The following is a 24,649-nucleotide window of genomic DNA, read 5'->3' on the forward strand; positions in this document are numbered from 1 at the left end:
AATTTAAGTGATGATCTCGCCAATCCAATCCGCGAGTTCGTTAGGCGTAATTGCGGCTACATGTGCCCCCATATTGGTTAATGTCTGTGCGGCATGTTTGTTATAGACTGAATCCCCGTTATAATCGAGAGCGGTGAGAACCAGCAATTTGCATCCTGCATCGATGATATCTTTACAGGCTTTGTACATTTGCGCGATCGGGTACCCTTCCTCCAGATCACTGACCAGAATAAAAATGGTTTTGCCTGGATTATCGATTAACGTCTCGCCATAACGCAACGCTTTCGTAATATGTGTCCCCCCACCGAGCTGTACATTCATGAGCACATCTACGGGGTCTTCCAGTCTGTCGCTCAGATCAACAACCTGCGTATCAAATATGAATAATTGGGTGCGCAACGCATTCAAGCGATAGAAGATGCTAGCCATCACCGAACTGTAGATGACTGAATCCAGCATACTGCCACTCTCGTCCACACCAATGATAATGTTCCACTTGTTATGGGGCTGGATATTTCCGTCGAAATACAGACGATCAATCACAAATCTGCGCTTGTTTTTATCGTAATTCTTCAAATTCTTGGTGATAGTTCGCTTGAAATTCAGATTGCGCAAAGATCGTACTGAACTCGAGGTATAGCGACTGCGTTTGCCCATGATACTGGCTCGAGTCTGAGATTCCAGCTTACTGCGTAGCTCCTCAACCACGGTTCGCACGATCTCCTTGGCGCTCTTTAACACCTCACCTTTCATCCGTCCTTTGAACTGCATAATATTCTTAAGCAGATTCATGTTGGGTTCAAGGGATTCAAGCAGCTTTTTGTCCGTTAACAATTCTGTCAGCCCATAACGATCAAGCGCTTGTTTTTCCAATATTTCTACTGTTGGTTTGGGGAATAGATCCCTTACTTTGTGCAGCCATCTAGGTACAGTCAGGTTAGACGCACCGCGTCCTCCCTCTTTTCGGTAACCTTGTTCTTCACCGTATTCACGGTTATACAGATAACCCAGAATCTCATCGATTTCCGTATATTGAAATTCAGCAGAAGTATATTGGTCTGATTTACACAACCCTTCTTCCGCCGATTCACCGAGAATCAGACGCCATCGATTTAAGGTTTCAGCAGAATGTTGATCCCCTCGGTTGCTTCCATCCGGATTGGAACTTTCATTGATTTCTCCGGTTTCGTCCGTTCTCCGATTCGTTTCATTCATATTAGCTTCCATGCGGCAAACTCCTTTCGAAGCGCTTCGTCCCATGCTTTGGACTGGATCAGCATCTGCTCATCAACCGCAGGCCTCAACATTTCCTCTGGCTCAACCTGGTGCAGACTCGCCACCCGCTCGGCAATCAAGCCTGTCTCCATGGGTGTAAAGTAGGTGAATGCCAACCGCAATTCCGGTACCATACTGATGAAATCCTCGTATGACAGCTGTTCAATCAGATAATTCAACTCGGACAACAGCTGATCTTCATACAAAAAAGCGTCACGTGCTACAGTGAATACTCCCTGTAAAAAAAGTGACGTTTGACGGGTCTGATCCGGTGTACCATGGATATACCCGCGCGCACGATCAACAATCTCATCCCTGGGCCTGTCACCGAGCCCTGAGGAAATAGCCACACACACACCCTCCAGCTGAGCCGGAAGCTGGTGATCAGACAGAAGCTCATTCAGATATATTCGGAATGTCTCATCCTGAAAATGCTCCTCCGATGACTCCGCGAGCATAGCTAGCAGCTTCAATCCCTGAATAATGGCTTCATGTTCATCCGGATTGGCTCTAGAGAGCTGTAACAACTTGTCCACGGCGTTCCTATAAGCTTCGGATACCAGATCAGGGAGATGTTGCTCGTCAGATAATCCCAGCAACCTGCGGTGTTGATGAATTCGGTTCAAGACATGCAAACTATTACATAGGGATAGAAAATTCCCGTCCGTTCTCAGCGCTGAGCGGACCTGTTCATAGAGTTTCATCGCTGTGTCCTGAAGCCCCATAAGTAGCGCTTGAAGCATGAGTCGGGCAAGTTCACCGCTATGATGATCCGGTATTTCTTGCATTTGTTCTTCCATTTTGCGCGTAGCCGCTCCAGCAAGTGTTCCGCCATAGAGAGAGTTTTCTATCAATCTGGCTTCAATACGGGAGGAGTACATATAAACCCAGGTTTCGCGAACAAGATTCATATCACGCTCTGCGATCCAGTCCGGCCCCGATTGCCGTTTCGCGAATTCCGGAACCAGATAGGTGATGCACTGAATCAATTGACTTATCTGACGGTGCTCCGGTTTCGCATACAGATCCAGCACTTTCTTGTGCTGTCCTGTTGTGCGGATCTGCAGTTTGTACTCTGTACAACGCGCCTTGAAGTCCTCCACGATGGGAATACTGAATGAATTGGGAGCCACACTTCCAATGACGTCTCCTGTCAATAACTGCTGCAGCTCTTGCAGCGGTTTATCGGTCGCCAAGGTAAGCTCCCCCTTCACAAAGGAAGAGAGTGCTGCATCCATCAACTCATAGACGCCGCCTTCCCTTTTACCCCGAAGCCCGGCAAGACCTTGAATCATACTGTATGCCTCAATTGCATCACTGGTTGATACATGCTCGTGTCCGTCCCGTAATTGGCGCATCAGCCGGGATAACAAGTCCAGAGCCGTTAGATTATACGGTGTACTCTTTTTGCGAAGCAGCTGGTTCCAGATCTGATCGTAATAATTTACATAAGGCATGCCGCTAGAATATCCATTGAGCCGATCCGCTTCAGCAAAGGTATAGACCATCGGGTACATTTGTTGGTGAACCGTATCTGGATCAACCGCACTTTGTTGAGACGTACCTGGTTTACCTTGTCCATCCAAACGTTGTTCTGCATGCTGTTTATCCATTTCTGGCTGTTCCAATTGGGATTCATGTTTCTCTGACATCAACAGTCCATACGTATGAAATCCACCGGTAATGACAAGCACACGGTCATGTTCCTGCACCGCTTGATTAATATGTTGTTTCATATGTGATTCTCTTGCCAGATCACCTGAAGACTGTAAACGTTCCGTGGAATAACACATTCGGGATAAAGTACAATACGTGAATACATCCTGCACGAATTCCTCAGTAGATTTCTCCAGGCCACCGATCTCAAACACCTTTTCCCACAATTCATCAAAACTGCGACAGTTTGTTTTTTGACATAACCGGTTAATGAAGTCAGACCCCGCAAGCAAGGTTTCGTCCTGGATGGAGATCTCCTTTTGTTCTGTCTGGCCGGATTTGGATGCACGAGTGGAGAAGTGTTGATAGTCCAAGTCAATAAACTTCGCCGGAATATCCAGCCGTTTTGCTTCTTTCAAAGCTACATATTCAGGCGAATACCGAAGCATCGGATAATAGCAGGCTTCTCTCTCCAATTCACTCTCGTAGGTATAGTACAGACTGACAGGAGGTAAGGTTGCCTCATCACTCAGCACCGGAATTAACGGATTGCCACTCTCTGGTCCTTCGATCAGAATGATATCCGGCTTGTACTCTCCGATTAATCGTAACAAGTGATATGAACATGCAGGGCTATGGTGTCGTATTGGATAATAGACCGTATGATTACTCAGGTTATACACCTGGGATTCGAACAAGGATTGTAACTGCTCAACATCAGGGTCCAGAACTGCTGTTAACCGATCCATTTTCTCTCCTCATAATAGTCCTTCCACATTCCCTCTTCTCTGGAACGCTCTTTTACGACCTTGGAGAAGTAGGTTTTGAGAATGGACAGATCCTTGTCGTTTTCCTTTGCAATGGTGCCCAGCATGTTCTGCACCAACCGATCCAGTGCAATAGCTTTATCTTCGTAATAATAGGAAGTCATCGCACTCTGGACATAGACAGACACTGCTTCCGCCGTACTCATGGATGCTTGAGGGCTGTCAAGCTTGTAGCCTTCCCGTGTAATGCCGGTGCGCAATTCCATGAATGTTGTAGCCAGCAATTCAACTACATCCGAGTTAATGTCAATATCAATTCCACTATGTAATAACAGGCTTCGTGCCTGGCACTCAATGATTTTGGCTTCCATCTTCACGTTATGAATGGGCTTGATCGTTTCAAAATTGAATCGACGTTTCAATGCACCGCTCATTTCATTTACACCTTTATCCCGAATATTGGCTGTAGCAATGACGTTAAATCCTGGTTGGGCAAACAGTACACCACCGTCCAGTTCAGGAATGCTCATGACCTTGTCACTGAGAATACTGATCAGACTATCCTGCGCTTCCGCCGGACAACGTGTAATCTCTTCAAAACGGGTAAGAATGCCTTTCTTCATTCCGTTATATAACGGCGATGGTACAAGTGCGGCTTCCGAAGGGCCTTTATCAAGTAGCATGGCGTAATTCCAAGAATACTTAATCATATCTTCCGTCGTGCCTGCTGTACCTTGAATCGTGTTCAGACTGGTACCGGAGATTGCTGCGGTCAGCAGTTCGCTCAGCATAGTTTTGGCTGTCCCGGGTTCTCCCACGAGCATTAATCCTCGATTGCCTGCCAGAGTAACCACTGCACGTTCAATTAACACGTCATTGCCATAGAATTTGCGGGTAATCGGGATCTCTTCTCCATTCAATAATGCAGGTTTATCCCTGCCAATAATAAAATCGCGCACATATGCAGGAGATAACAGCCAGTTCGGGGGACGTTTCCCCTGATCTTCCTCTCGCAGCGCGCGTAATTCAACCTCGTATAATGTCTCGGCGGGTGGTTTGAGCATCTCCATCGTCAAGGTGTCTCCTCTCAATTAAACAGATCGTATGTTCTTATTCCTATCATTTTATCACAGCCCTCGAACAACTACCCGGTAAAACGATAAAAATGGTTGAAACGTCCTTCTTATCAGCACTCTTCCTAAGTCCATGGACATAGCCTCTAGCGCAAGTATGAAGGTGAACCATCCTTACAGCCGTGCCAACACATTGGTTTCGGATCCGATTCAGCATGCTTATTACCCATGTATACGCATTGTAGGCCATATGAGCTCAGGATTCATTACACTTTCGATCATGTGTTTCAACCAAATGAAGCCGAATATCACAAAGAAAACACAGGCCATTAGCTGCCTGTGTCTTCTTATATGTTCAAATTTCGCCCAACATCTATGAATTTTAATCGAAACTAACCAATCTCTCAGAAGTCTCTACTTACATTCTACGCCCACACGAAGCCGAATACAGCTCGTACCAATCATATCGGGTTAGCTCAACCTTTGTCGCGTCACGGCAGGCCAGAATCCGCTCTGGTCGAATTGAACCAATCACGGGCTGAATACCTGCTGGATGCTTCATTAACCAAGCCAATACGATGGATTCAGGTGTAACTCCACGCTCCTTAGCCATTCGATCAACCAATTGAGCCGTATGCTCAATCTCTGCGCGCTGTCCCTCAACCACCCTGCCAGTAAATCGCCCCTGAGCTAGTGGACCCCAAGCCTGCAGTTGAATATGCTCTGCCTGACAATATTCCATCGTGCCATAGGGAAACATATTGTCTCTGGCTTGCGGCCGATTTACCGTCACACCAGCTTCTACGAATCCGATTTTGTCCAGACTCATCTCCAGCTGGTTCACAATCAGAGGTACTTTACTATGAAGCTGAAGAAGGCGAATCTGTTCAGAACCCATGTTGGACACACCAAAATGTCGTACTTTACCGGAATGATGCAGCTCAGCCAGTGCTTCTCCAATCTCTTGCGGATGCGCAAGTGGATCAGGACGGTGTAACAGCAAAATATCCAGATAATCGATCCCGAGCCGTTCCAGGATACCGTCCACACTCGCCAGGATATGTGCACCTGAGGTGTCATAACGCTGCGGTCCTTCATCATCACCTACAAGACGTATACCACACTTCGACTGTATAATGATCTGTTCACGCAAGCCGGGAGTTTCGGATAAAACTCGCCCCAAGACATGTTCTGCCTTACCACGTGTGTAAATATCCGCCAGATCAAAGTGATTAATGCCTATTTCGATAGCTGCTTCTACCGCTCGATGACCTTCTACCACAAGATCTGAAGTAATGGGGAGCCCATCCCATTCACCCCCAAACCGCATACACCCAAGAACAATTCGACTTGCCGGAATCTGGTGGTGATGCAAAGGAAGTTGTGCGTAAGACATTTCAGCGTTCACCTCATTTTCATTTTTACCAAGCATAATAACCGATTCTCTCTACCATGTCTTCTTCCATCTTCCTCTATTTTCCTGCTCTATCATCCGTATGAAGAAAAAACAAGGTTTCAAAAGCTTGTGTATTGAATATATAGAGGGTGCAGGTATTATGCAGGAATATGAGAGGAGATTTTGCATTTGAACCCGAATGAAGCCAACGAGTTCTCAAAGCCAGCTTTTTTCACGAAAGAATTCACGCATAACCCTTACCCTGTCTATGAAAAGTTAAGAAAAGATGAGCCCGTTTTCAGAATCATGTTTCCTCATGGCGAATTCGGCTGGATTATTACCCGATACGAGGACGCAGTCCAGATTCTGAAAGATCCTCGCTTCAGCAAAGACATGGTCCGACGTTACGGCGCTCAGAATCAAAGCATCTTCTCCAATAATATGTTGTTCTCCGATCCGCCGGATCATAAACGTCTTCGGGGACTTGTGCAGAAAGCATTCACACCCAAGCTGGTCGCAGACATGCGGAGCCATATTCAGGACATTGCTGATGAACTGCTGGACAACCTCCCGTCACAGGAAAAAATGAATCTGATCGATGACTTTGCCTTCCCGCTGCCCATCATTGTCATTAGTGAAATTCTGGGAGTCCCTCTTGAGGATCGTGACAAATTCCGCATCTGGTCCAATACGATAATTGATGCTTCCATAGCCGAGAGCGCCGAGCTGTTTGAGCAGCATGCCAGGGAGTTTACGGATTACCTGACGGCCTGGTTTGCGAAAGTTCGCCGAGATCCCGGCACTGATCTGATCAGCCAGCTCGTCATTGCGGAAGAATCCGGGCAGCAGTTAACTGAACAAGAACTGCTTGGCGTTGTCTCCTTATTAATTATTGCCGGTCATGAAACAACCGTGAATCTGATTGGAAATGGGATTCTCGCCCTGCTGGAGCATCCGGAGCAACGCGAACTGCTCATCAACCAGCCCGAGCTTATTCACAACGCCATTGAAGAGATGCTTCGCTACAACGGACCGGTGGAGTTCAGCACATCCCGCTGGGCTCTGGAAGATATTGAATTCCGTGGACAACGTATCGCTAAAGGTGATCTTGTCATTGTTGCGCTTGATTCCGCGAACCGGGACGAACAGCAGTTTAAGGATGCTGATATTTTTGATATCACACGCGAGAAGAGTTCGCATCTGGCTTTTGGCAAAGGCATTCATCTCTGCCTGGGTGCACCGCTTGCTCGTCTGGAAGGTGAGATTGCAGTCAGCACACTTCTGAATCGTTTTCCAAATATACAGCTTCAGGCAGATGTGAATGAACTGGAATGGAGACCTGGTATGAATGTTCGTGGTGTCAAGGAAATTCCGGTTCAACTAAAATAATGGCTAAATATGAATAAATGAAAGTGAGGCACCTGACATCATGGAAATGAACACCTTGGTATGGATCGTTTTGCTGCTTCTGATCCTTGTGTTACTGGTCAGAGTCACCAGCCTGCAACGCCAATTGAATGAATTGAAAAGAGATGTGGAGCGTCTGGAGAACGGTTCAACCGCAGGCGCACGCTCAGACTTCAATTACACCTTGTCGCCGAAGGAAGCATCTCCTTCCCACACAAGCCAACCAGCCCAAACGGATCTGGATCAGGAACTGCTTACACTTATACAACAAGGGAAAAAAATTATGGCGATCAAACGACTGCGTGAAGCCAGAGGTCTTTCGTTGAAGGAAGCCAAAGACTATGTTGATTCTCTGGATCAGTAATATACAACTCACATAACTCTCGGGGGAAGTCACTCCAGACTTTCTGCTGTTAACACAGACGCAGTAGAAAGTCTGGAACCTTCGTCCGAGAGTTTACTTTTCAAACGACATATGCTACTGTATTTCTATATTACTAGAAATAAGAAATAAAGACGAAAGGACCGATCATTATGCAATCAAACTCAAATGAGATTGAACAAGTCGTCAAAATTCATAAAGCGCTGGGCGAACAAACACGCTACAAAATCATTCAGATTTTATCGGGCGAAAGCAACCTGTGTCCCGCCGATCTGGAGAGCCGCCTTGTTACGGTTGCCCTATCGACTCTGTCTCATCACCTGAAACAGCTGTCCGATTGTGGTCTGCTTACATCGCAGAAGAAAGGTACGTATATCTACTACAGCCTAAACACGGAGACTGCACAAAAGTTTGTTCCCTATCTGCTAAATAAATAAAAAAATTTGAGTTATATTTCTATATAATTAGAAACATTGAAACAAGGCACAATATTTATTAGTAAAACTAGGTCACCTACGTTTACGCTTATAACAATATTCATTATCTAGGTTGTAGCATTACCATTCGCGCAGATGGGTTGCATTCAGAGCATTCATGTCTTGTTCTATCGTCTTTATTTCTATATTTCTAAAAATATAATAATTATAATCAGAAAGAGGTTATGTTTCCATGTCTTCTACGCTCAAAATCTATGTTCTTGCCTTGGTCAGTTTCCTTGTGGGAACGTCCGAATATGTCATTGCCGGTATTTTGGATCGTATTGCACATACGATGAATATCTCTTTAATCGCTGCCGGACAGCTCATTACGATTTTTTCACTCGTATATGCGCTCGGTACACCTGTCATTATTGCACTGACTTCGCGCTGGGACCGTCGCAAGCTGTTGCTGTACTTCCTTGGTCTATTCGTTGTGGCTAATGTTCTTGCCTACCTGTTGCCGGGTTATGGACTGTTCGTCGCAGCACGAGTATTGATGGCTTTGGGCGCGGGCGTTGTTGTTGTCACGGCATTAACGGTTGCTTCCCAAATAGCGGCAGAGGGCAAACAAGCTAGTGCAATCGCCACAGTAATCACTGGATTTACGGCTTCTTTGATCGTTGGCGTTCCGCTCGGAAGGCTTGTGGCAGCATCTTGGGATTGGAAGCTTGTTTTCGCAGGTATCGCCGTTCTTGGCATTCTCGCCATGCTGGTGATCGCGGCCGCCATTCCGCCTTCCAAAGCAGAAGCGCCTGTTCCACTGAAGAAACAACTGTCTTTGCTCAAACAGCCACGAATTGTATTGGCACTGCTGGTGACCTTTTTCTGGTTAGGTGGGTATTCCATTGCTTACACGTATATTTCACCTTACCTTGTATCCGTTTCAGGAATGAGCGAAGCACTACTCAGTTCAGCTTTACTCGCATTTGGCATAGCAAGCCTGATCGGTTCAAAAGTTGGAGGATTCGGTGCTGACCGATTGGGTGTCAAACGAACGCTGATCACAGGCATGACTTTGCATATCGTGAGTCTGGTCCTATTGAATATAACGGCAAGCTCTCATCTCGCTATCTTCCTTGTTCTGATTTTGTGGTCTTTTGCCGCCTGGTCTTCGGGTCCAACTCAGCAATATAACCTAGTCACCATGGCTCCGGAATCCTCAGGCATTATGCTAAGCCTTAACAGTTCGGTGATGCAACTGGCGATGGCTGCCGGCGCAGGTATTGGCGGAATCGTGGTCAGCAGCGTTTCATTGTCATCCATTACCTGGATTGGCGCTGTCGGGGTCGCTGTTGCCGTCATCATCGTTATAGGCTCGTATCGTTCAGCATCTGCGAAAAGCACACAAACTCATACATCACATAACGTTGCATAATATGAATTCCTAGTATAAAAGACAAATTAAAAAGAGAGGCACTGTATGTATACAGCAGCCTCTCTTTAACCATTTTAACGGCTATTCTATTACCGATAAGCAGAACTCTTATTGGGCAGTAACTGCACCATCGATCGGATATACTGCACCATTGATATACGGGGCTTCATCTCCAAGCAGGAAGGAAACCAAATTCGCAATCTCTTCCGGTCTGCCCAGACGTCCTGATGGAATGCTGTCAACGGTTGCCTTGAACACTTCAGGGTTGTCTTTACCGAACTGAACAACCATCGGTGTCTCAATAGTACCTGGAGCAATCGCATTTACACGAATGTTGTCCTTGCCATATTCAATTGCAGCTGTGCGGGTCAAGCCCACCACGCCATGTTTGGTTGCTGCATAAGGTGCAACCGTGGGTACACCAACAATACCGGCTGTGGAGGCCGTGTTCAGAATAGAACCCCCACCTGTTTTGAGCATTTCAGTAATTACATACTTCAACCCGTAGAATACACTTCTCAGGTTAATATCGATGATCTGGTCAAACTGCTCAATCGTATGTTCAATCAGCTTGATCCCAGGACCTGCAATACCTGCATTATTAAAGAACATGTCGATTCGTCCGAACTCTTCGACTGCTTTTTTTACGTAATTCTCCACTTCAGGTGCTTTACTCACGTCTGCTTGTACAAAAATAGCTTTACTTCCCAGCTTCTCAATCTGCTTAACCGTTTCAAGACCTGTCTCTTCGACAAGATCCACAACGACAATGGATGCACCCTTCTCAGCCAGCTTCAGTGCTGCTGCTTGGCCCAATCCACTTCCTGCTCCAGTAATAATGGCTACTTTTCCTGCGTGACTCATGTTGATCTCCTCCATGTGTGTGTGTCATCTTGTGATTGGATCGATGAATACGATATGAAACGTACTTACATGTAATGATGCAATATGTAGGTCAAAAATGGCATAAAACCTTCCTGACTTTACCTATTCTAATAGACTTTCGACATAAAAACAAATGATATAATATGTATTCATACTATATCACCTGTCACATTTTCAGCATTTTTATTGAAGGAGCACACAACTATAACGTCTTGTTGCATGCTCCTCTTTTACGTATACAATATTTTTCAAGTCGGTATCTCTTCACTTCAAATGGTGCATATCTGCTTATCAAAACACTTCAACGCAGCAAATTAGTTTTTGCCAATTCAATAATTTCGTCCCCGCGTCCATTGAGCACGGCTTTCATCATCCATAAGGTGAATCCTTCCGCCTGTTTGATATCAATCTTCGGAGGTAAGGACAATTCCTGACGATTCACCACCACGTCAATCAACACAGGACCATCATGCTGAAGCGCACGCTGTACAGCTCCTTCCAGTTCATCCGGATCCTCAACCCGAATACCTTCCATGCCCATGGCTTGAGCAACCATCGCAAAGTTGGGATTTACAAGCTCTGTTCCAGATTCCAGGAATCCGGCAGCTTTCATCTCCAACTCAACAAAACCGAGCGCTCCATTATTAAACACCACAACTTTGATCGGCAGATTATGCTGTTTCAATGTCAACAGATCACCCATCAGCATCGTAATACCACCATCACCCGACAAAGAGATGACTTGTCTGCCCGGATCAGCGACCTGAGCGCCAATGGCCTGAGGCAAAGCGTTTGCCATCGTACCATGACTGAATGAACCAAGCAACCTGCGATTACGAGACATCTCGATATAACGGGCCGCCCATACTGTCGGAGTTCCGACATCACAGGTGAAGATGGCATTTTCAGCTGCGACATCACTAATGACCTTGGTCAGGTACTGCGGATGGATGGGCTTTTTACCCGGTTTTCCAACGGCCAGCTCGTCCAGATCTTTGCGTACTTTCACATAACGATCCACACTTTTACGCAGATGTTTGTCACTATGTTCTTCTGTCAGATAAGGAAGCAAAGTTTCAATGGTCGCTTTCACATCCCCACATACGCCGTAATCCAGCTTCGTACGCCGACCCAAATGGGAAGATTGAATGTCGACCTGAAGGACTTTCGCATCTTCGGGATAGAATTGACGATATGGGAAATCCGTTCCCAGCATTAATAATACATCACAGTCCATCATGGCATGATAACCGGATGAATACCCAATTAGACCCGTAAGACCCACGGAATAGGGGTTGTCATACTCCAAATATTCCTTGCCTCGTAGCGCAATAACCATCGGGGATTTCAAGCGATCACAGAGCTGCATAAGGGGTTCCCGAGCGCCCGCGCAGCCTGCACCGCACAATAACGTAATTTTCTTGCCTTGATTCAGATACTCCGCCAGTTTCACGAGTTCAGGCTCAGAAGGATGTACCACGGGATTGGTCGCATGATACACATGCTCAGGCACAGGCAAATCGGCTGCTTCAAGTCCTGCTACATCCCCCGGCAATACAACGACGGACACACCTGAACGTGCAACTGCTGTCTGAATGGCCATCGTCAGAGAACGCGGCATCTGTTTTGCTGTTGTAATGACTTCACAATAATCGCTACATTCCTGGAACAGATACTCCGGATGAGTCGCCTGAAAATATTCACTGCCAATCTCGTCACTTGGGATATGTGCAGCGATAGCGAGTACAGGAACACGATTGCGGTGACAGTCGTACAGACCATTAATCAGATGCATATTACCAGGACCACTGCTACCTGCGCAGACAGCGATACTTCCACTGACCTGAGCGTCCGCCCCAGCAGCAAATGCAGCTACTTCTTCATGACGTACATGAATCCATTCGATCTTGCCCGAACGACGAATGGAGTCGAGTACCGCATTCAAGGAGTCTCCAACAATGCCATATATGCGTTTGATGCCAGCGTTCAATAAGGATTCAACCAGAACGTCCGCGACTGTTTTTTTCATAAGTGATGGGTCTCCTTTAATTGCTCATTTTGATTATGTTTCCACTCGGATAATATACCTATTCTTATACCCCAATCTTCCGAAAACCGAACCAACTCATATGTATATCTGGATATATGAAACAAAAACCGCCCCTTGAACCGTTATTTCATCGTTAGCAAAATGCAAAAAATCCGCTTGTCGAATGACAAACGGATTACGGTTACACTCAGTTTATTCATTTTCATGTGAACTCCTAATCCAAATCAGACACTAGATAGCAGGCATCACATTGCCACCACTTACCGGGATATAGGCACCAGTGATAAATGAAGACAAATCCGAAGCGAGAAAAGCTACTGCATTGGCGATTTCCTGATCTTCACCCCTGCGCTTCAGCGGCACAGTACGCGTATATGCCTCATCATGTCCAGGCTCACTGGAACGATCACGTTCACTAATTGTCCATCCAGGTGCAACCTGGTTTACGGTAATCTGATACTCGCCAACCTCCTTGGCAAGTACGCGATATACACCGTCCATTCCACGCTTACCAGCGGTGTAGGCCGATTGGTGAGCGAAATTTTGCATTGCACATTCCGTATTAATACCAATGAACCGACCAGCTCTGATATCTTGCATATGTGGAATGAAAGCTTTGGCAAGATAGACACTCTGCATGACACAGGATTCGAACTGGCTCAAGTAATCTTCAGGAGACTGTTCCAACACCGTTGTCCATTCATATTGAATGACCGCATTGGCAACAACAATATCCACTCCGCCGAGGACAGGCTGAATTTCATCACACATCCGCAATGCCGTATCCTGCTTTGTAATATCCCCCTGTACAATTACAGCCTTACGACCGAGTGCTTCAATCTCACCTTGAAGCTCCCGAGCCTTGGTATCATTATTTATGTAATGTAGAGCCAGATTGGCGCCACAGGCTGCCAACGTGCGGGCGATGACTCTCCCCAATTGTCCGGTTGCTCCTGTAACCAGAGCCGTTTTTCCTGAGAGATCCAATTGCATAACAGCGAAAACCTCCTTGAATTAATTTTCCGAAAACGATTTCGTAAATATGTTTATTATCTCTCACAATTACGCATCATTCAGAGAGATATACAGCATTGTTCAATGCTGTATATGGTAGTTCAACTTTTTCCTATATGAGGAGACTATTAATTATGATGTTGAATAAGATCAATTTCCTGGAAGCGGCTGACTTCCTTTTCCCAACGCTCTTCTACATATTGACGGTGAACCGGGTGATTGTTATAGGCATCATACGCAGCCTGATCTGCAAAGACCATCGAGAAGCTGTAGTCAAACTCATTCTTCTCACTTACCTGTCTCAGAACCTGAAACTGCTCTACGCCAGGAAGGACAGCCAGTGCATCCGAACTTTCCTTCAAAAAGGCTTCGGCCTCCGGTGTATCTTTACCCGCGTAAAGTGTAAACGTTACCATATGTGTGATGCTGCTCATCTCTATTTCCTCCTCCAATATGTTCGTGCTCTGTTTCCTAGTGTACATCCGAATGTGTTGTAAGCGCAATAATTGGTTGAATTAATTTTTAATGTACACAAAAAAACCTCAGGACAAATCCCGAGGTTTTTTTGTAATGTATGGACAAACTTATTTGGTGATGTTGTATTTACGGTTAAATTTATCAACACGGCCACCGATATCCACGTTTCTTTGTTTACCAGTGAAGAACGGGTGGGATGCGGAACTAGTGTCCACACGGATTACTGGGTAAGAGTTACCGTCTTCCCATTCCATAGTTTCGTTAGAGAACTTCGTGGAAGAACTCAGGAATTTGAAATCAGCACTTGCATCGTAAAAAATTACGAGTTGTGTCTTTGGATGGATGTCAACTTTTGGCATAATCTATTTACACTCCTTTAATATGGGTACTTCTTTAGAATCAAACTACATTTTATTATACTCTTTTTTTGGACAAAGTACCAGCAGGTTTTGAGGAATAGCTAAAAAAAATATGATATCTGTGATTTTGCACCTAATCAGGTGTCACGCCGTCCCTTTCTCCAGTACATTCAACATGTACTCCAAAGCCTCAAGTTCATCCCTGCCCCTTGTCTGTAATCTGACAACACTACCATATCGAATGGGTAGTAACGCCATTCCAAGCAGGCTTTTGACATCTACACGATGCTCATGCTCAGACTCCATATACGACAAAATAATATCCGAGGAAAAACACGACGCTTGAGAAGATACCGACATCAGATCATCCCGATGAAAATCAGCGTGTATCATAAATTCATGTACTCTCACAACCTTCAGTTCCTTTCGCTAAGTACTTATTCACCAATATGGTGTGTATCCATTTATATATTAAAATCTTCATGAATTATACCATGTTATGGGAGCTTGACCCATATTTTTTGCAAAAAAAACAAAAAAAGAGCCCTATACCACAGGGCTCTTCCAGGTTGTTCTTACATACCGTTCGGATATACCATGACCTTCAGACTGCCGCTTTTATTGTGTAATGCGCGCTCCATCGCTTGCTGTGTCTCTTCCAGTGAATAACGATCTGTAATCAGGGACATCACGTCATGCTGGCCGGAGCTCAGAAATTCAATTCCTGCCGGATACGTATTGGCATAACGGAATATGCCATAGATATCAACTTCATTGTCCGCAATAAAGGGAACATTGAGTGCGATCTCGTCCTGTGCAGGCAGGCCCACAATCGCAAGTTTGCCTCCACGTCGAAGTGAATACAGAGCAGATTGTAGCGCCTTTGGATTCCCCGCTGTTTCCCATGCGGTATCAACACCCACGCCACCTGTTAACTCGCGAATCACAGCCAGCGCATCTTCATTCCGCACATTAATGGTATGTGTAGCACCCATGCGGCGAGCTGCTTCCAGCCTAACTTCCTCCAGATCCGTTACTATGATCTTCTCTACACCGAAAGATTTGGCAGCAGCCACGGCCATGAGTCCAACGGGACCCATGCCCATAATCGCCAGGGTTGTACCCGGAGCCAGTTTGCTGCGGCTTGCAGCGTGAATACCAACAGAGAATGGCTCGTTCATAGCTGCTTCCTCATAAGACAGATGATCCGGGATCGGGAATACCATATCCTCACGAATCACCATGTATTGTACAAATGCCCCATCCACCGGAGGGGTCGCCAGAAATTGTACATCCGGACACAGGTTATAGCGACCTTCCTTACATGCCGTGCAACGTCCGCAAGTCACTCCAGGCTCAATAGCAACTCGATCCCCTGTTTTTAGACGTGATACGTTCGAGCCAACAGCAGCAATGAACCCCGCACACTCATGACCCAGAATGATCGGTTTCTCCACCACAAATCTGCCAATGCGTCCATGTTCAAAATAATGCACATCCGAGCCACATACCCCGACAGCCATCACCTGGATTAACACCTCATCCGCTGCCGGTTGCGGGACGGGTTGTTCCTCAATAATAATGTGTCCTGGCTCTGTCATGACAGCGGCCTTCATGTTCTCGGGCAGTTGATGTTGTCCCATACGGTTCTCCTCCTCATGTATGTCCATGCTGTCTATTGTACATCAAAGAAAACAAGGTATCTTCTTTCTTCATATCACCAATCAATAGATAGTTCGACCCTGTTCATCCGCCATGCCGCTCTTGCGATAGAAGTACGTATTGATCATGTCCCGCCATTCCTTGGCATGTTCGGCCTGGTTGTCCTGTAATGAAGCAACTTTACTGAAAATAACCGGGTCGATTTTGCCCTCTAACCCTCTCCATGTCTCGGCTAACGCCTCCGCCTGCGCAACACCTTCAAAGTGTGTATCATAAATATGCTGAATGACCGTTTTACCCGAATGCAGAACATGGGTGTACGGCACATGATGGAAAAATAAGATCAGCTCATCCGGACAGGTCTCTACGGACTCATAACGATCAGCATTCTCAGGGTGATACTGTGAAGTGTATCCTGTACCGCTCTTCACGGTTCGATCTACACCAATGCCATGACAATCGGCAAAGTGATACGTTCCCCATTTGGAATACTCGTATCCATCTACATTCGGTCCGTAATGATGTTCCGGATTAACCATCCAACCCACGCCGAGAGGCGCCGTATAATTCTCATAGATATCTAGTGAAGTCAAAAGCATGCCGGTAACCTGCCGCACAACTTCTTCTTCATGTCCAAATGTGAGTCTCACCCACTCATCAGCAATTTCTTCCGCGGACAGCTCCGGGTTCCACGCAAGTCTTCCATATCCATATAGATTCGCCTGCGCGAGTGGATGTCCTGTCCAACAGGCACCTGCACCAATATTGGATACTGCAGCGAAGCCACTGTATGGTCGTTTATACAGAGAACCGTCCGCAATTCGCTTGATCTCTGAACCTTCACCTTTGGCATATGTGTCAAAGTCCAATACTTCTTTCCACTGGGGAACCAGATAACAGAGATGACGTTGTTGCCCGGTATACTCCTGTGTAATCTGAAATTCAATCACCTGATTTGTATTTTCCATGGCGCCGAACAACGGGGATACCGCCTCTCTCACCTGAAAGTCCATCGGCCCGTTTTTGATCTGCAAAATGACATTTTCGGCAAAACGCCCGTCCAGCGGCGTAAAGTGGTCATAGGCTGCCCGCGCACGGTCTGTGGAACGATCCCGCCAGTCCTGCTTGCAGTTATAGACAAAGCAACGCCAGATGACCAATCCACCGAATGGCCGAAGGGCTTCAGCCAACATGTTCGCACCATCGGCATGATCACGGTTATACGTGAACGGTCCCGGACGATTCTCGGAGTCTGCCTTGATCAGGTAACCACCAAAATCCGGAATCGCTGCGTACACCTTGGCCGTTTGAATGTTCCACCATTCCCGTACCTGCGCATCCAGCGGATCAGCCGTACGCAATCCACCAATCTCAATTGGACTCGCGTAGTTGGCGCTTAGGAACAATCGAATGCCATACGCTCTGAATTCAGCGGCAACCTTCGCCACATCACTAAGATAACGTTCCGTCAGAAACAGACTCTCACGGCGGTGTACATTGACGTTGTTGATCGATATGGCATTGATTCCCGTGGAAGCGAGCAAACGTGCGTAATCCCGGATGCGTCCCAAGTCCAGCGTGAATTCCCCGTTATCATAGAAAATGGATTCTCCTGCGTAACCACGCTCAATGCTGCCGTCCACGTTATCCCACTGATTAATCATCCGTAGCGCATTGGTTGGCTGCTCTCTAATGAAGCTCCACTTATTCACAGCGCCATCCGCCTCATGGGCTCTTCCTTGATCCATTGTCAGCTCACGAAGCAGATGGAATGCACCATACAGTACGCCTTGGGGGGTCTCTGATCCAATGACCAGCACACCTTCTGTCTCGTTCTCACGAATGATGTACCCTTCCCCTTGAACAGTTGAACGCTCTGTCTCACTGAACGACCCAGCCACGGAATCGCTCCCTGTCCAAGTGCCGATTTGTATTGCGGGAGCGGAGGCATGATTGTCCCGTTCACTTTCCTGAGCATCCGACAGATGGCTGACCGACGGTTTCACGCCATATAACCTCTCCAGTCCCCGTGAAAGTTCGGTCAGAGCTGTTGTGATCACTCCATGGTTCTCTTCCGCCAGTATCAGTTTGCTCCATGCAGGAGCCGTCTTTTGGTTAAACTCATTCGCTCTTGGCAATTCAGAGTGATACCCCAGCCACGCATCGTACTGTGGACCCGACAAAGCAGATTGAATGACGGATTGGCTCATTGTACCGCCTCCTTGCTGGCATAGATCTGCCCAAGGTGATTCCCTTTTCCTTCGAGTAGCCATAGAATCGACGTTACACCACGCGGATAGTACTTGCTGCCAACCGCCACACCAGACAGGATCTGGTCACTCCAGCACCAGTAGGATTCCTCCGGATGCAGCAGCCAGTTGACATGAGCCGCGTCTGCTGCCTTGCCTGTCTCATTCCATTCCACACCCAGCAGCTCTCTAGCGATAAACTGGGACAAATAGATTTTGCTCAGCCACGAGTTATTGCTTGTTGAGGACAGTTTCCAGCCTCCATCTTCGAACAGACATGTTCCCGGTACAAGAACCGTCTCCAGATGAGTTTGGAGTGCTTTCAGATAAGGTCCAAAACGACCATTGACATCCAGTGCTGCTTCACAGCCTGTAAAGTATGGGAACACCAGACCTTCAATCGCCGGAATGATTCGAGAATCATTATTTTCTGCAATAACAGCAGGAATGAAGCCGCCATCTGTCAACTGTGCAGCAATACTGGCAGCGCAGCGATCCGCTTGAAGCCCTGCTTGATGGGACAGATCAGCCAACTTCTCAGTTGCGAACAGCTTCTCCAATGCGACATAGACCGCCCAACATTTACCCGCCAGATAGATATTATTGCGAGACTGTCCAAGTGACACATCCAGGCTGTCGTAGGTTGTAATCTCCGCTCCACCTTGGGTACGGCTGCTATCGAGACCCATCAAACCGTTACGCTGCTCAGCGTCGGGATGGTCACGATTAAGCATGCTTTCGAAGCAATTCTGGATAACAGGCAACATGTTTTTCACAAAAGCTTGATCCTGTGTCTGTTCAATGTATACTGTCGCGCAGCAGAGCCAGTTCACCAGTTCCTCGTGGCTCATCTGTGAGAAGCAGTCGTCAATGCCAACCAGCTCATATGCCGAGTGTCCAGGGCGTGAGAACACATTGGCAACACCAATATCATGGGTAAAGGTGATTCCGCCCGGATATAACTTCTCTTCCCCCGGGAAACGAACCTGATCGGTATAACTGTAACGTTTCACAAACCACTCCAGCTCATTACGCACCGTCCATGGATTCAAGGCAAGCTCGAAGTACAACTGATCAGCCGTCAGATCAAGTGTGTTCATCATCCGATACTCCCCTTCGTTCACCACCCAGAGTGGCTCACCATCGGCATCCAGCAATTGAGTACTGGCATAATAGCTGTGAATGGAATGAGAAAGCATGAATGATTGATCTTCGCTCAAAGCAGCCGACCCAAGGCGCTGTTTAACCTCTCCACAGGATGCGGTCAACTCACTGAAACGTTGTAGTGCATACTCTCCTGCTGCCTGAATATCGGAGAAGTACCGCGTATACCAATACGTTGTGTCCATTCCAGTCGTCACAATACCCCCGCGATAGAAACATACTGCGAATTGAAACGTACGTTTCTCTCCATCCGGCACCTCCATCAGTAGTGCAGCGGTTGAGCCAAGTCCAAATGCCAGATTCTCCCGATGTTTCTCCTGCAACAGTTTCTCCAGCGTAAATCCGCGTGCGGGCCAAAGTCCGTCATCTGCTGACATAATCGCTGTAAGTCGACCTTGTCCCACACCTGTGATGGAGCCACCTTCAGGTCCACCAATCAGACGCATCGCAGAGTACGGATCATTGCCCTGATAGCCAAAGTAGGCTTTGCGGGGTTGTTGACCTGCCGTATTGTCAATCGTCATCTCAACCAATACGGCAGGTACGAGCGCATCCATTAATTCTTCACGATCCCCATTCGTTGGATCAGGCACCGGACGTACAGGCGAGTAGATACGGAACGTCAGATCTCCAGCAGTCCACGTATCCGTACCTGAGGTAAATTCACGGGTAATCTCTTCATCGCGAAAAGCCGTAATAAGAGGTTGTGGAACTTGGGTCGTGTTTGTCGACGCCGGGTCCCCATTCTCCAACTTCTCTACATCATAGCGGCTGCTCTCATCCTCGGAAGCTTCATAAAAAGGAAGTGCCTGATAATGGTCGCCATCGCGAGATTGTAATCCAATATATACATTCTGGTCTGCCGGCTTGCCGAGTTCAAGACCCAGCCCGCCTTTGGCTCCTTTGTAACCCAGTGTAAAACTCGCAAAAGCACCAATCGGCGCGTGATGTGCATTATAAAAGATGGATTTGGATGTATTCATGAATCATAACCCCTCTCAGAATGGTTTGCATGCGTTTTCATTAGCCCCATCCTAACACGTGGTTCCACCTCAGACCATGATCAAATCAATCGGATATTTACCCAAATCAAGCTGATAGACTATAATGGATTAAAGCGGTTACACAAAACCATTCCATTTGATATAAGTGCATGTTCAAAATCGCATTTTTTGAACAACCTCTATAAAGGGGGATCTTCCATGTCTTCAACGTATTTGCCTCCTACTTTGGGAGAAAGTGTCCATGAAGTTTTTTATCCAGATGTGCAAACAACGGTCAATCTGTTCGCCATTCATTTACGAAGTGTGGGTATGGACTGGGATTACCCGGCGCATGAGCACCCTCAATATGAATTGAATTATGTCACGGAAGGCGAGCAACGCATGATGGTGAATGGCACCCTATACATTCAAAAGGCGGGCGAACTGCTCCTGATTCCTCCGGGAAGCATTCATTCCAGCCAGAGCCATAACGGCAAGGGATTCACGTATTTTTGCATGCATTTTGACATTGATGATCAGTTGTTCCTATCGTTGCTGGCGCGCATCAAACAAGTACGATTCAGTGCAGATAGTCCGGTTACGCAGCAGATCGAGCCTGTTTTGCGCAAATTGATGTCATCTGCGGATGATGAAACTGCAAATACGATGGTACAGCGTATGCAGCTGCAATCTGCGGTATTTGAACTATTTGGCCATCTGTGGGAGGCGGTCTCGCAAGAGGCAGCGCAATGGTTTACCGACGGACACGAGAAGATCGAACTCGCCCACCAGATTCGTAATCGATTGCAAGGCCTGATGAGTCAGCAATTCAAACAGGGACACGAGTCAAACGGTCACTATGGCATTGATGATGTCGCAGCAGAGCTGGGTATCAGTTCTTCTCACTGTAATCGTGTGTTCAAGCAGGTGTTCGGTCAGTCTCCACGTGCTGTATTGTCCCAGTTGGTTTTGCATGAAGCAAAGCTTCTACTGGGCAATCCGAAGCTGTCCGTTCAGAATATTGCCGTCATGCTTGGTTATAAGGATATCGCCCATTTCAGTCGTCAATTCAAGCGCTGGTCCGGCATGTCACCATCCCGTTACCGACAGGAAAAGCCTGCTCTGGAATAAGGTCCAGTAGCAGGCTGTTGGGCTTGATTCAACTCTTTGCATGATTCGATTCAAGATGTTCTCTATATTTATATGAAGTGTTATTTCAACAGACGCTTAATCAGCTTCAGCTTGTTATCATACGGTGGATACAGAATCGGCAGATTCAATTTGGTGCTTTTTTTCAGTACACTTTTGAGATGAGAGAAGGTTTCGAAGCTGTACTGCCCGTGATACGAGCCAACACCAGAATGACCAACACCGCCAAATGGCAGACGCGGATTCGCTACGTGCGTGATGGTATCGTTAATGCAGCCGCCCCCAAAAGAAACTTCGCGCAGCACTTTGTCCTGAACCCGGGTGTCGGAAGTAAACAGATACAAGGCGAGTGGTTTCGGCCGCTTTATGATTTCTACAATGGCTTCATCCAGGTTACGATAGCTAATGATCGGCAGAATCGGTCCAAAAATCTCATCTTCCATCGTCGCTGCATCCCAGGATTCCGCATCAATCAGCGTAGGTTCAATAAAGCGATCTTCCTCATCCGAAGCTCCTCCATATATCACTTTGGCCTGATCTCTTTCGATCAGAGTCGTCAGACGTTTAAAATGTCCCTTGTTCACGATTCGCCCATAGTCCTTGTTGTGCTGGATATCCGAGTCAAAGAAAGACAAGATCGCTGCTTTCATCTCTGTAATTAACGGTTCCTTCACACGCTCATGCACAAGTAAATAATCGGGTGCGATACAGGTCTGTCCCGTATTGAGCAGTTTGCCCCAAATAATGCGCTCAGCTGCTACTTTGATATCCGCCTGTTCATCAACGATAACAGGACTTTTGCCTCCCAGTTCTAACGTAACGGGAACGAGATTTTTGGCAGCTGCCTCCATCACAATTTTGCCTACCGGCACACTGCCTGTAAAAAAGATATAGTCGAATGGCGCGTTAATCAGTGCTGTCGTTGTATCTTTTGCACCATCGAGCACTTGTACGTATGCCGGTTCGAACACGCTCGCAATCATTTCACGTACAACAGCGGACACCGCAGGTGTATTCTCTGACGCTTTGAGCACCGCTGTGTTACCTGCTGCAATAGCACCTACCAATGGTTCGATTAAGAGTTGAAAAGGATAATTAAACGGTCCGATTATCAGAACCGCCCCGTAGGGTTCTGGTATGATATAACTTTTCGAACCCAGGAGCGCCATTTGCGTTTTCACTTTAACGGGTTTCACCCATTTATTCACTTTACGAATGGTGTGTGTGATGCTATCCATCATGAATCCGATCTCGGTTGTGTAGGATTCGAACTCACTTTTGCCCAAATCCTGATAGAGAGCTCCTGTCAGTCTGGATTCGTACTTTTGGATGGCCTGCTTGAGTTGGGTCAGACGTGCAATTCGAGCTTCTGCAGATCGTGTGGCCCCGGAACGAAAGAACTGTCGTTGCTGCTCCAAGATCTGTTCAACTTCCTGACTGGTTACTTCCTGTATAGTCGTTGTCATATATACACACCCCTCTATTTATTATTGATCAAGCGTTTAAACTTACGAACCTATAAGGCACATGCAAAAGCATGTTTTATTACTATTAATCTACAGACACTCTTCTTCCAGAGCAGCTACCAGTTCCTTCAACAGTTCCACCGATGCATTCAATGAAGCCGAATAATAGCGCTGTGTGCCTTTCTGTTCCACAGATATAAGTCCCTTCTCTAACAACAGCTTGAGATGATGAGATATGGCTGGCCGGGATAGGCTGGATTGTTCAGTAATTTCATTCACCGTCATTCTGCCCTTCTCGGTAAGTGTCAGCAAAATGGATTGACGATGGTTGTCACTTAACACCTGAAATAACGGAATACAGGTTTGAAAAACGCTAATTGCTTTTTGTCCCATGGTTGCACCTCTATACTATTTCTTCTTCATTATTTCTTCTACGTATATTTCTCAGTTTGATGTTTGTTAGTTTAAACATTCGAACCTAACGACTGAATTGTACTCTTTATTCACTTGAACTGCAAGTGAACCATCAGCTAAATTTAATATAATGTTGTTAAAGCGCTTCCATACTACCATACAAGTATGGTAGTATGGCATTGAAGGAGTTGAAGTTGTGGAATATACCCCAAAGTTATCATCCAAAGCCGGTTTGTTGCCTGTTGCGAGCAATATGTCTTCCATGAATAATAAGCAATCTTACTCAACGCGAGATGTCGTTTACTTCACGCTGAAACAACTCATTTTGAGTTTGAAAATGCCTCCGGGAACAGCTATTTCTGAGAAGGAAATTTCGCTGGAGTTCCAGGTAAGCCGGACACCTGTTCGAGAAAGTTTTGTAAGGCTTGCTCAGGAAGGTCTGCTGGAAGTGTACCCACAGCGTGGCACATACGTCTCTCTGATTCAGGTCGACCTCGTTGAGGAAGCTCGGTTCATGCGTGAACAGCTCGAACGAGCCGTAATCAGGCTCGCCTGCGAGAACTTTCCGAACGAACAGATGGTAGCTCTTGAACAGAACCTTGCGTGGCAACAGGAATGCAGGGTCAAACCGGATGATGAACGAATGTTTCAATTGGATGAGGAATTCCATAGCACTCTTTTTGCAGGCTGCAACAAAAGAAACACCTGGACTGTTATCCAGCAGATGAATGTACATTTGAATCGAAGTCGCATGTTACGCCTGTCCTCGGACCACCAGTGGGATCACCTGATTGAACAGCACCGGTCTATGGTCAAGGCCATTCAGCAGCATGATGCCGACACAGCAGAGCGACTGATGCAGGAACATTTGCATTTAACTGTCACCGATTTGGCTGTCCTGCAGGATACATATCCGTCCTATTTTCAATGACTGAATTTTTCTTCCTACTATTCATGATGAGGTGAA

Annotated in this window: 21 protein-coding genes; 6 read left to right on the forward strand and 15 right to left on the reverse strand. The window is 46.6% G+C overall.

What is annotated here, in order from left to right:
- Window positions 1-3 precede the first annotated feature (3 nt).
- The 4 genes from NST33_RS16515 to NST33_RS16530 form a co-directional block, all read right to left on the reverse strand.
- Window positions 4-1,227, reverse strand: a complete 1,224-nt coding sequence (locus NST33_RS16515) for a VWA domain-containing protein (RefSeq protein WP_339304040.1) — start codon at window positions 1,225-1,227, stop codon at window positions 4-6.
- Entirely contained in the window at window positions 1,212-3,680 is a 2,469-nt protein-coding gene (locus NST33_RS16520) for a DUF5682 family protein (RefSeq protein ID WP_339304042.1), read from the reverse strand. The genes NST33_RS16515 and NST33_RS16520 overlap by 16 nt, the downstream gene beginning before the upstream one ends.
- Complete coding sequence (locus NST33_RS16525; protein WP_339304044.1) at window positions 3,668-4,768, reverse strand: AAA family ATPase; 1,101 nt, start codon at window positions 4,766-4,768, stop codon at window positions 3,668-3,670. Before NST33_RS16525 ends, NST33_RS16520 begins: the two co-directional genes overlap by 13 nt.
- A 421-nt stretch (window positions 4,769-5,189) precedes the next feature.
- Window positions 5,190-6,167 (reverse strand): aldo/keto reductase, encoded by a 978-nt coding sequence (locus NST33_RS16530; protein WP_339304045.1) that lies wholly within the window; start codon window positions 6,165-6,167, stop codon window positions 5,190-5,192.
- 189 nt (window positions 6,168-6,356) lie between these two features.
- Here NST33_RS16530 and NST33_RS16535 point away from each other — a divergent pair, with 189 nt between their 5' ends.
- The 4 genes from NST33_RS16535 (at window position 6,357) to NST33_RS16550 (ending at window position 9,810) form a co-directional block, all read left to right on the forward strand.
- Window positions 6,357-7,556: a cytochrome P450 gene (locus NST33_RS16535; protein WP_339304047.1), complete on the forward strand. Its 1,200-nt coding sequence runs from the start codon at window positions 6,357-6,359 to the stop codon at window positions 7,554-7,556.
- 46 nt (window positions 7,557-7,602) lie between these two features.
- Window positions 7,603-7,938, forward strand: a complete 336-nt coding sequence (locus NST33_RS16540) for a ribosomal protein L7/L12 (protein WP_339304049.1) — start codon at window positions 7,603-7,605, stop codon at window positions 7,936-7,938.
- Between the two features lie 170 nt (window positions 7,939-8,108).
- On the forward strand, window positions 8,109-8,393 hold the full coding sequence (locus NST33_RS16545; RefSeq protein WP_036613842.1) for a metalloregulator ArsR/SmtB family transcription factor: 285 nt from the start codon (window positions 8,109-8,111) through the stop codon (window positions 8,391-8,393).
- Between the two features lie 232 nt (window positions 8,394-8,625).
- The gene (locus NST33_RS16550) at window positions 8,626-9,810 is read left to right on the forward strand and encodes an MFS transporter (protein ID WP_339304051.1); all 1,185 of its coding nucleotides are present in this window, start codon (window positions 8,626-8,628) and stop codon (window positions 9,808-9,810) included.
- A 108-nt stretch (window positions 9,811-9,918) separates the two neighbouring features.
- On the opposite strand, the gene NST33_RS16555 is transcribed toward NST33_RS16550, so the two are convergent.
- The 9 genes from NST33_RS16555 to NST33_RS16595 all read right to left on the reverse strand — a co-directional run bounded on the left by NST33_RS16555 (window position 9,919) and on the right by NST33_RS16595 (window position 20,653).
- A complete protein-coding gene (locus NST33_RS16555) occupies window positions 9,919-10,674 on the reverse strand; it encodes an SDR family NAD(P)-dependent oxidoreductase (protein ID WP_221821494.1) in 756 nt (251 codons plus the stop codon).
- A gap of 322 nt (window positions 10,675-10,996) precedes the next feature.
- Window positions 10,997-12,724 (reverse strand): ubiquinone-dependent pyruvate dehydrogenase, encoded by a 1,728-nt coding sequence (gene poxB / locus NST33_RS16560; RefSeq protein WP_339304054.1) that lies wholly within the window; start codon window positions 12,722-12,724, stop codon window positions 10,997-10,999.
- Window positions 12,725-12,976: 252 nt separating this feature from the next.
- Window positions 12,977-13,738 (reverse strand): SDR family oxidoreductase, encoded by a 762-nt coding sequence (locus NST33_RS16565; protein WP_339304056.1) that lies wholly within the window; start codon window positions 13,736-13,738, stop codon window positions 12,977-12,979.
- A 149-nt stretch (window positions 13,739-13,887) separates the two neighbouring features.
- Complete coding sequence (locus NST33_RS16570; RefSeq protein ID WP_339304058.1) at window positions 13,888-14,193, reverse strand: Dabb family protein; 306 nt, start codon at window positions 14,191-14,193, stop codon at window positions 13,888-13,890.
- 150 nt (window positions 14,194-14,343) lie between these two features.
- Entirely contained in the window at window positions 14,344-14,595 is a 252-nt protein-coding gene (locus NST33_RS16575; protein ID WP_036613829.1) for a type B 50S ribosomal protein L31, read from the reverse strand.
- A gap of 144 nt (window positions 14,596-14,739) precedes the next feature.
- Window positions 14,740-15,006 (reverse strand): HPr family phosphocarrier protein, encoded by a 267-nt coding sequence (locus tag NST33_RS16580; RefSeq protein WP_339304060.1) that lies wholly within the window; start codon window positions 15,004-15,006, stop codon window positions 14,740-14,742.
- Window positions 15,007-15,170: 164 nt separating this feature from the next.
- On the reverse strand, window positions 15,171-16,238 hold the full coding sequence (locus NST33_RS16585) for an NAD(P)-dependent alcohol dehydrogenase (protein WP_339304062.1): 1,068 nt from the start codon (window positions 16,236-16,238) through the stop codon (window positions 15,171-15,173).
- Window positions 16,239-16,319: 81 nt separating this feature from the next.
- The gene (locus NST33_RS16590) at window positions 16,320-18,467 is read right to left on the reverse strand and encodes an alpha-glucuronidase family glycosyl hydrolase (protein ID WP_339304064.1); all 2,148 of its coding nucleotides are present in this window, start codon (window positions 18,465-18,467) and stop codon (window positions 16,320-16,322) included.
- On the reverse strand, window positions 18,464-20,653 hold the full coding sequence (locus NST33_RS16595; protein ID WP_221821500.1) for a glycoside hydrolase family 52 protein: 2,190 nt from the start codon (window positions 20,651-20,653) through the stop codon (window positions 18,464-18,466). Before NST33_RS16595 ends, NST33_RS16590 begins: the two co-directional genes overlap by 4 nt.
- 219 nt (window positions 20,654-20,872) lie before the next feature.
- Here NST33_RS16595 and NST33_RS16600 point away from each other — a divergent pair, with 219 nt between their 5' ends.
- A complete protein-coding gene (locus NST33_RS16600; protein ID WP_339304066.1) occupies window positions 20,873-21,784 on the forward strand; it encodes an AraC family transcriptional regulator in 912 nt (303 codons plus the stop codon).
- Window positions 21,785-21,864: 80 nt separating this feature from the next.
- On the opposite strand, the gene NST33_RS16605 is transcribed toward NST33_RS16600, so the two are convergent.
- Window positions 21,865-23,268, reverse strand: a complete 1,404-nt coding sequence (locus NST33_RS16605; protein ID WP_339304068.1) for an aldehyde dehydrogenase — start codon at window positions 23,266-23,268, stop codon at window positions 21,865-21,867.
- A 90-nt stretch (window positions 23,269-23,358) separates the two neighbouring features.
- Window positions 23,359-23,661: a metalloregulator ArsR/SmtB family transcription factor gene (locus tag NST33_RS16610; RefSeq protein WP_017688208.1), complete on the reverse strand. Its 303-nt coding sequence runs from the start codon at window positions 23,659-23,661 to the stop codon at window positions 23,359-23,361.
- A 274-nt stretch (window positions 23,662-23,935) separates the two neighbouring features.
- On the opposite strand from NST33_RS16610, the gene NST33_RS16615 reads away from it, so the two are divergent.
- Complete coding sequence (locus NST33_RS16615; protein ID WP_339308715.1) at window positions 23,936-24,613, forward strand: GntR family transcriptional regulator; 678 nt, start codon at window positions 23,936-23,938, stop codon at window positions 24,611-24,613.
- Window positions 24,614-24,649: the final 36 nt, after the last annotated feature.

Origin of the sequence: Paenibacillus sp. FSL L8-0435 (assembly GCF_037965655.1) — a bacterium.
In the GTDB taxonomy this organism is placed as follows: Bacteria; Bacillota; Bacilli; order Paenibacillales; family Paenibacillaceae; genus Paenibacillus.

Excerpts from the sequence above, each read along its gene's own strand:
- NST33_RS16570 (WP_339304058.1), bottom strand. The coding sequence starts at position 14,193 with ATGAGCAGCATCACACATATGGTAACGTTTACACTTTACGCGGGTAAA.
- NST33_RS16540 (WP_339304049.1), top strand. The coding sequence starts at position 7,603 with ATGAACACCTTGGTATGGATCGTTTTGCTGCTTCTGATCCTTGTGTTA.
- NST33_RS16585 (WP_339304062.1), bottom strand. The coding sequence starts at position 16,238 with ATGGGACAACATCAACTGCCCGAGAACATGAAGGCCGCTGTCATGACA.
- NST33_RS16610 (WP_017688208.1), bottom strand. The coding sequence starts at position 23,661 with ATGGGACAAAAAGCAATTAGCGTTTTTCAAACCTGTATTCCGTTATTT.
- NST33_RS16520 (WP_339304042.1), bottom strand. The coding sequence starts at position 3,680 with ATGGATCGGTTAACAGCAGTTCTGGACCCTGATGTTGAGCAGTTACAA.
- NST33_RS16515 (WP_339304040.1), bottom strand. The coding sequence starts at position 1,227 with ATGGAAGCTAATATGAATGAAACGAATCGGAGAACGGACGAAACCGGA.
- NST33_RS16590 (WP_339304064.1), bottom strand. The coding sequence starts at position 18,467 with ATGAGCCAATCCGTCATTCAATCTGCTTTGTCGGGTCCACAGTACGAT.
- poxB (WP_339304054.1), bottom strand. The coding sequence starts at position 12,724 with ATGAAAAAAACAGTCGCGGACGTTCTGGTTGAATCCTTATTGAACGCT.
- NST33_RS16555 (WP_221821494.1), bottom strand. The coding sequence starts at position 10,674 with ATGAGTCACGCAGGAAAAGTAGCCATTATTACTGGAGCAGGAAGTGGA.
- NST33_RS16615 (WP_339308715.1), top strand. The coding sequence starts at position 23,936 with ATGTCTTCCATGAATAATAAGCAATCTTACTCAACGCGAGATGTCGTT.
- NST33_RS16605 (WP_339304068.1), bottom strand. The coding sequence starts at position 23,268 with ATGACAACGACTATACAGGAAGTAACCAGTCAGGAAGTTGAACAGATC.
- NST33_RS16545 (WP_036613842.1), top strand. The coding sequence starts at position 8,109 with ATGCAATCAAACTCAAATGAGATTGAACAAGTCGTCAAAATTCATAAA.
- NST33_RS16565 (WP_339304056.1), bottom strand. The coding sequence starts at position 13,738 with ATGCAATTGGATCTCTCAGGAAAAACGGCTCTGGTTACAGGAGCAACC.
- NST33_RS16525 (WP_339304044.1), bottom strand. The coding sequence starts at position 4,768 with ATGGAGATGCTCAAACCACCCGCCGAGACATTATACGAGGTTGAATTA.
- NST33_RS16600 (WP_339304066.1), top strand. The coding sequence starts at position 20,873 with ATGTCTTCAACGTATTTGCCTCCTACTTTGGGAGAAAGTGTCCATGAA.
- NST33_RS16575 (WP_036613829.1), bottom strand. The coding sequence starts at position 14,595 with ATGCCAAAAGTTGACATCCATCCAAAGACACAACTCGTAATTTTTTAC.
- NST33_RS16530 (WP_339304045.1), bottom strand. The coding sequence starts at position 6,167 with ATGTCTTACGCACAACTTCCTTTGCATCACCACCAGATTCCGGCAAGT.
- NST33_RS16550 (WP_339304051.1), top strand. The coding sequence starts at position 8,626 with ATGTCTTCTACGCTCAAAATCTATGTTCTTGCCTTGGTCAGTTTCCTT.
- NST33_RS16595 (WP_221821500.1), bottom strand. The coding sequence starts at position 20,653 with ATGAATACATCCAAATCCATCTTTTATAATGCACATCACGCGCCGATT.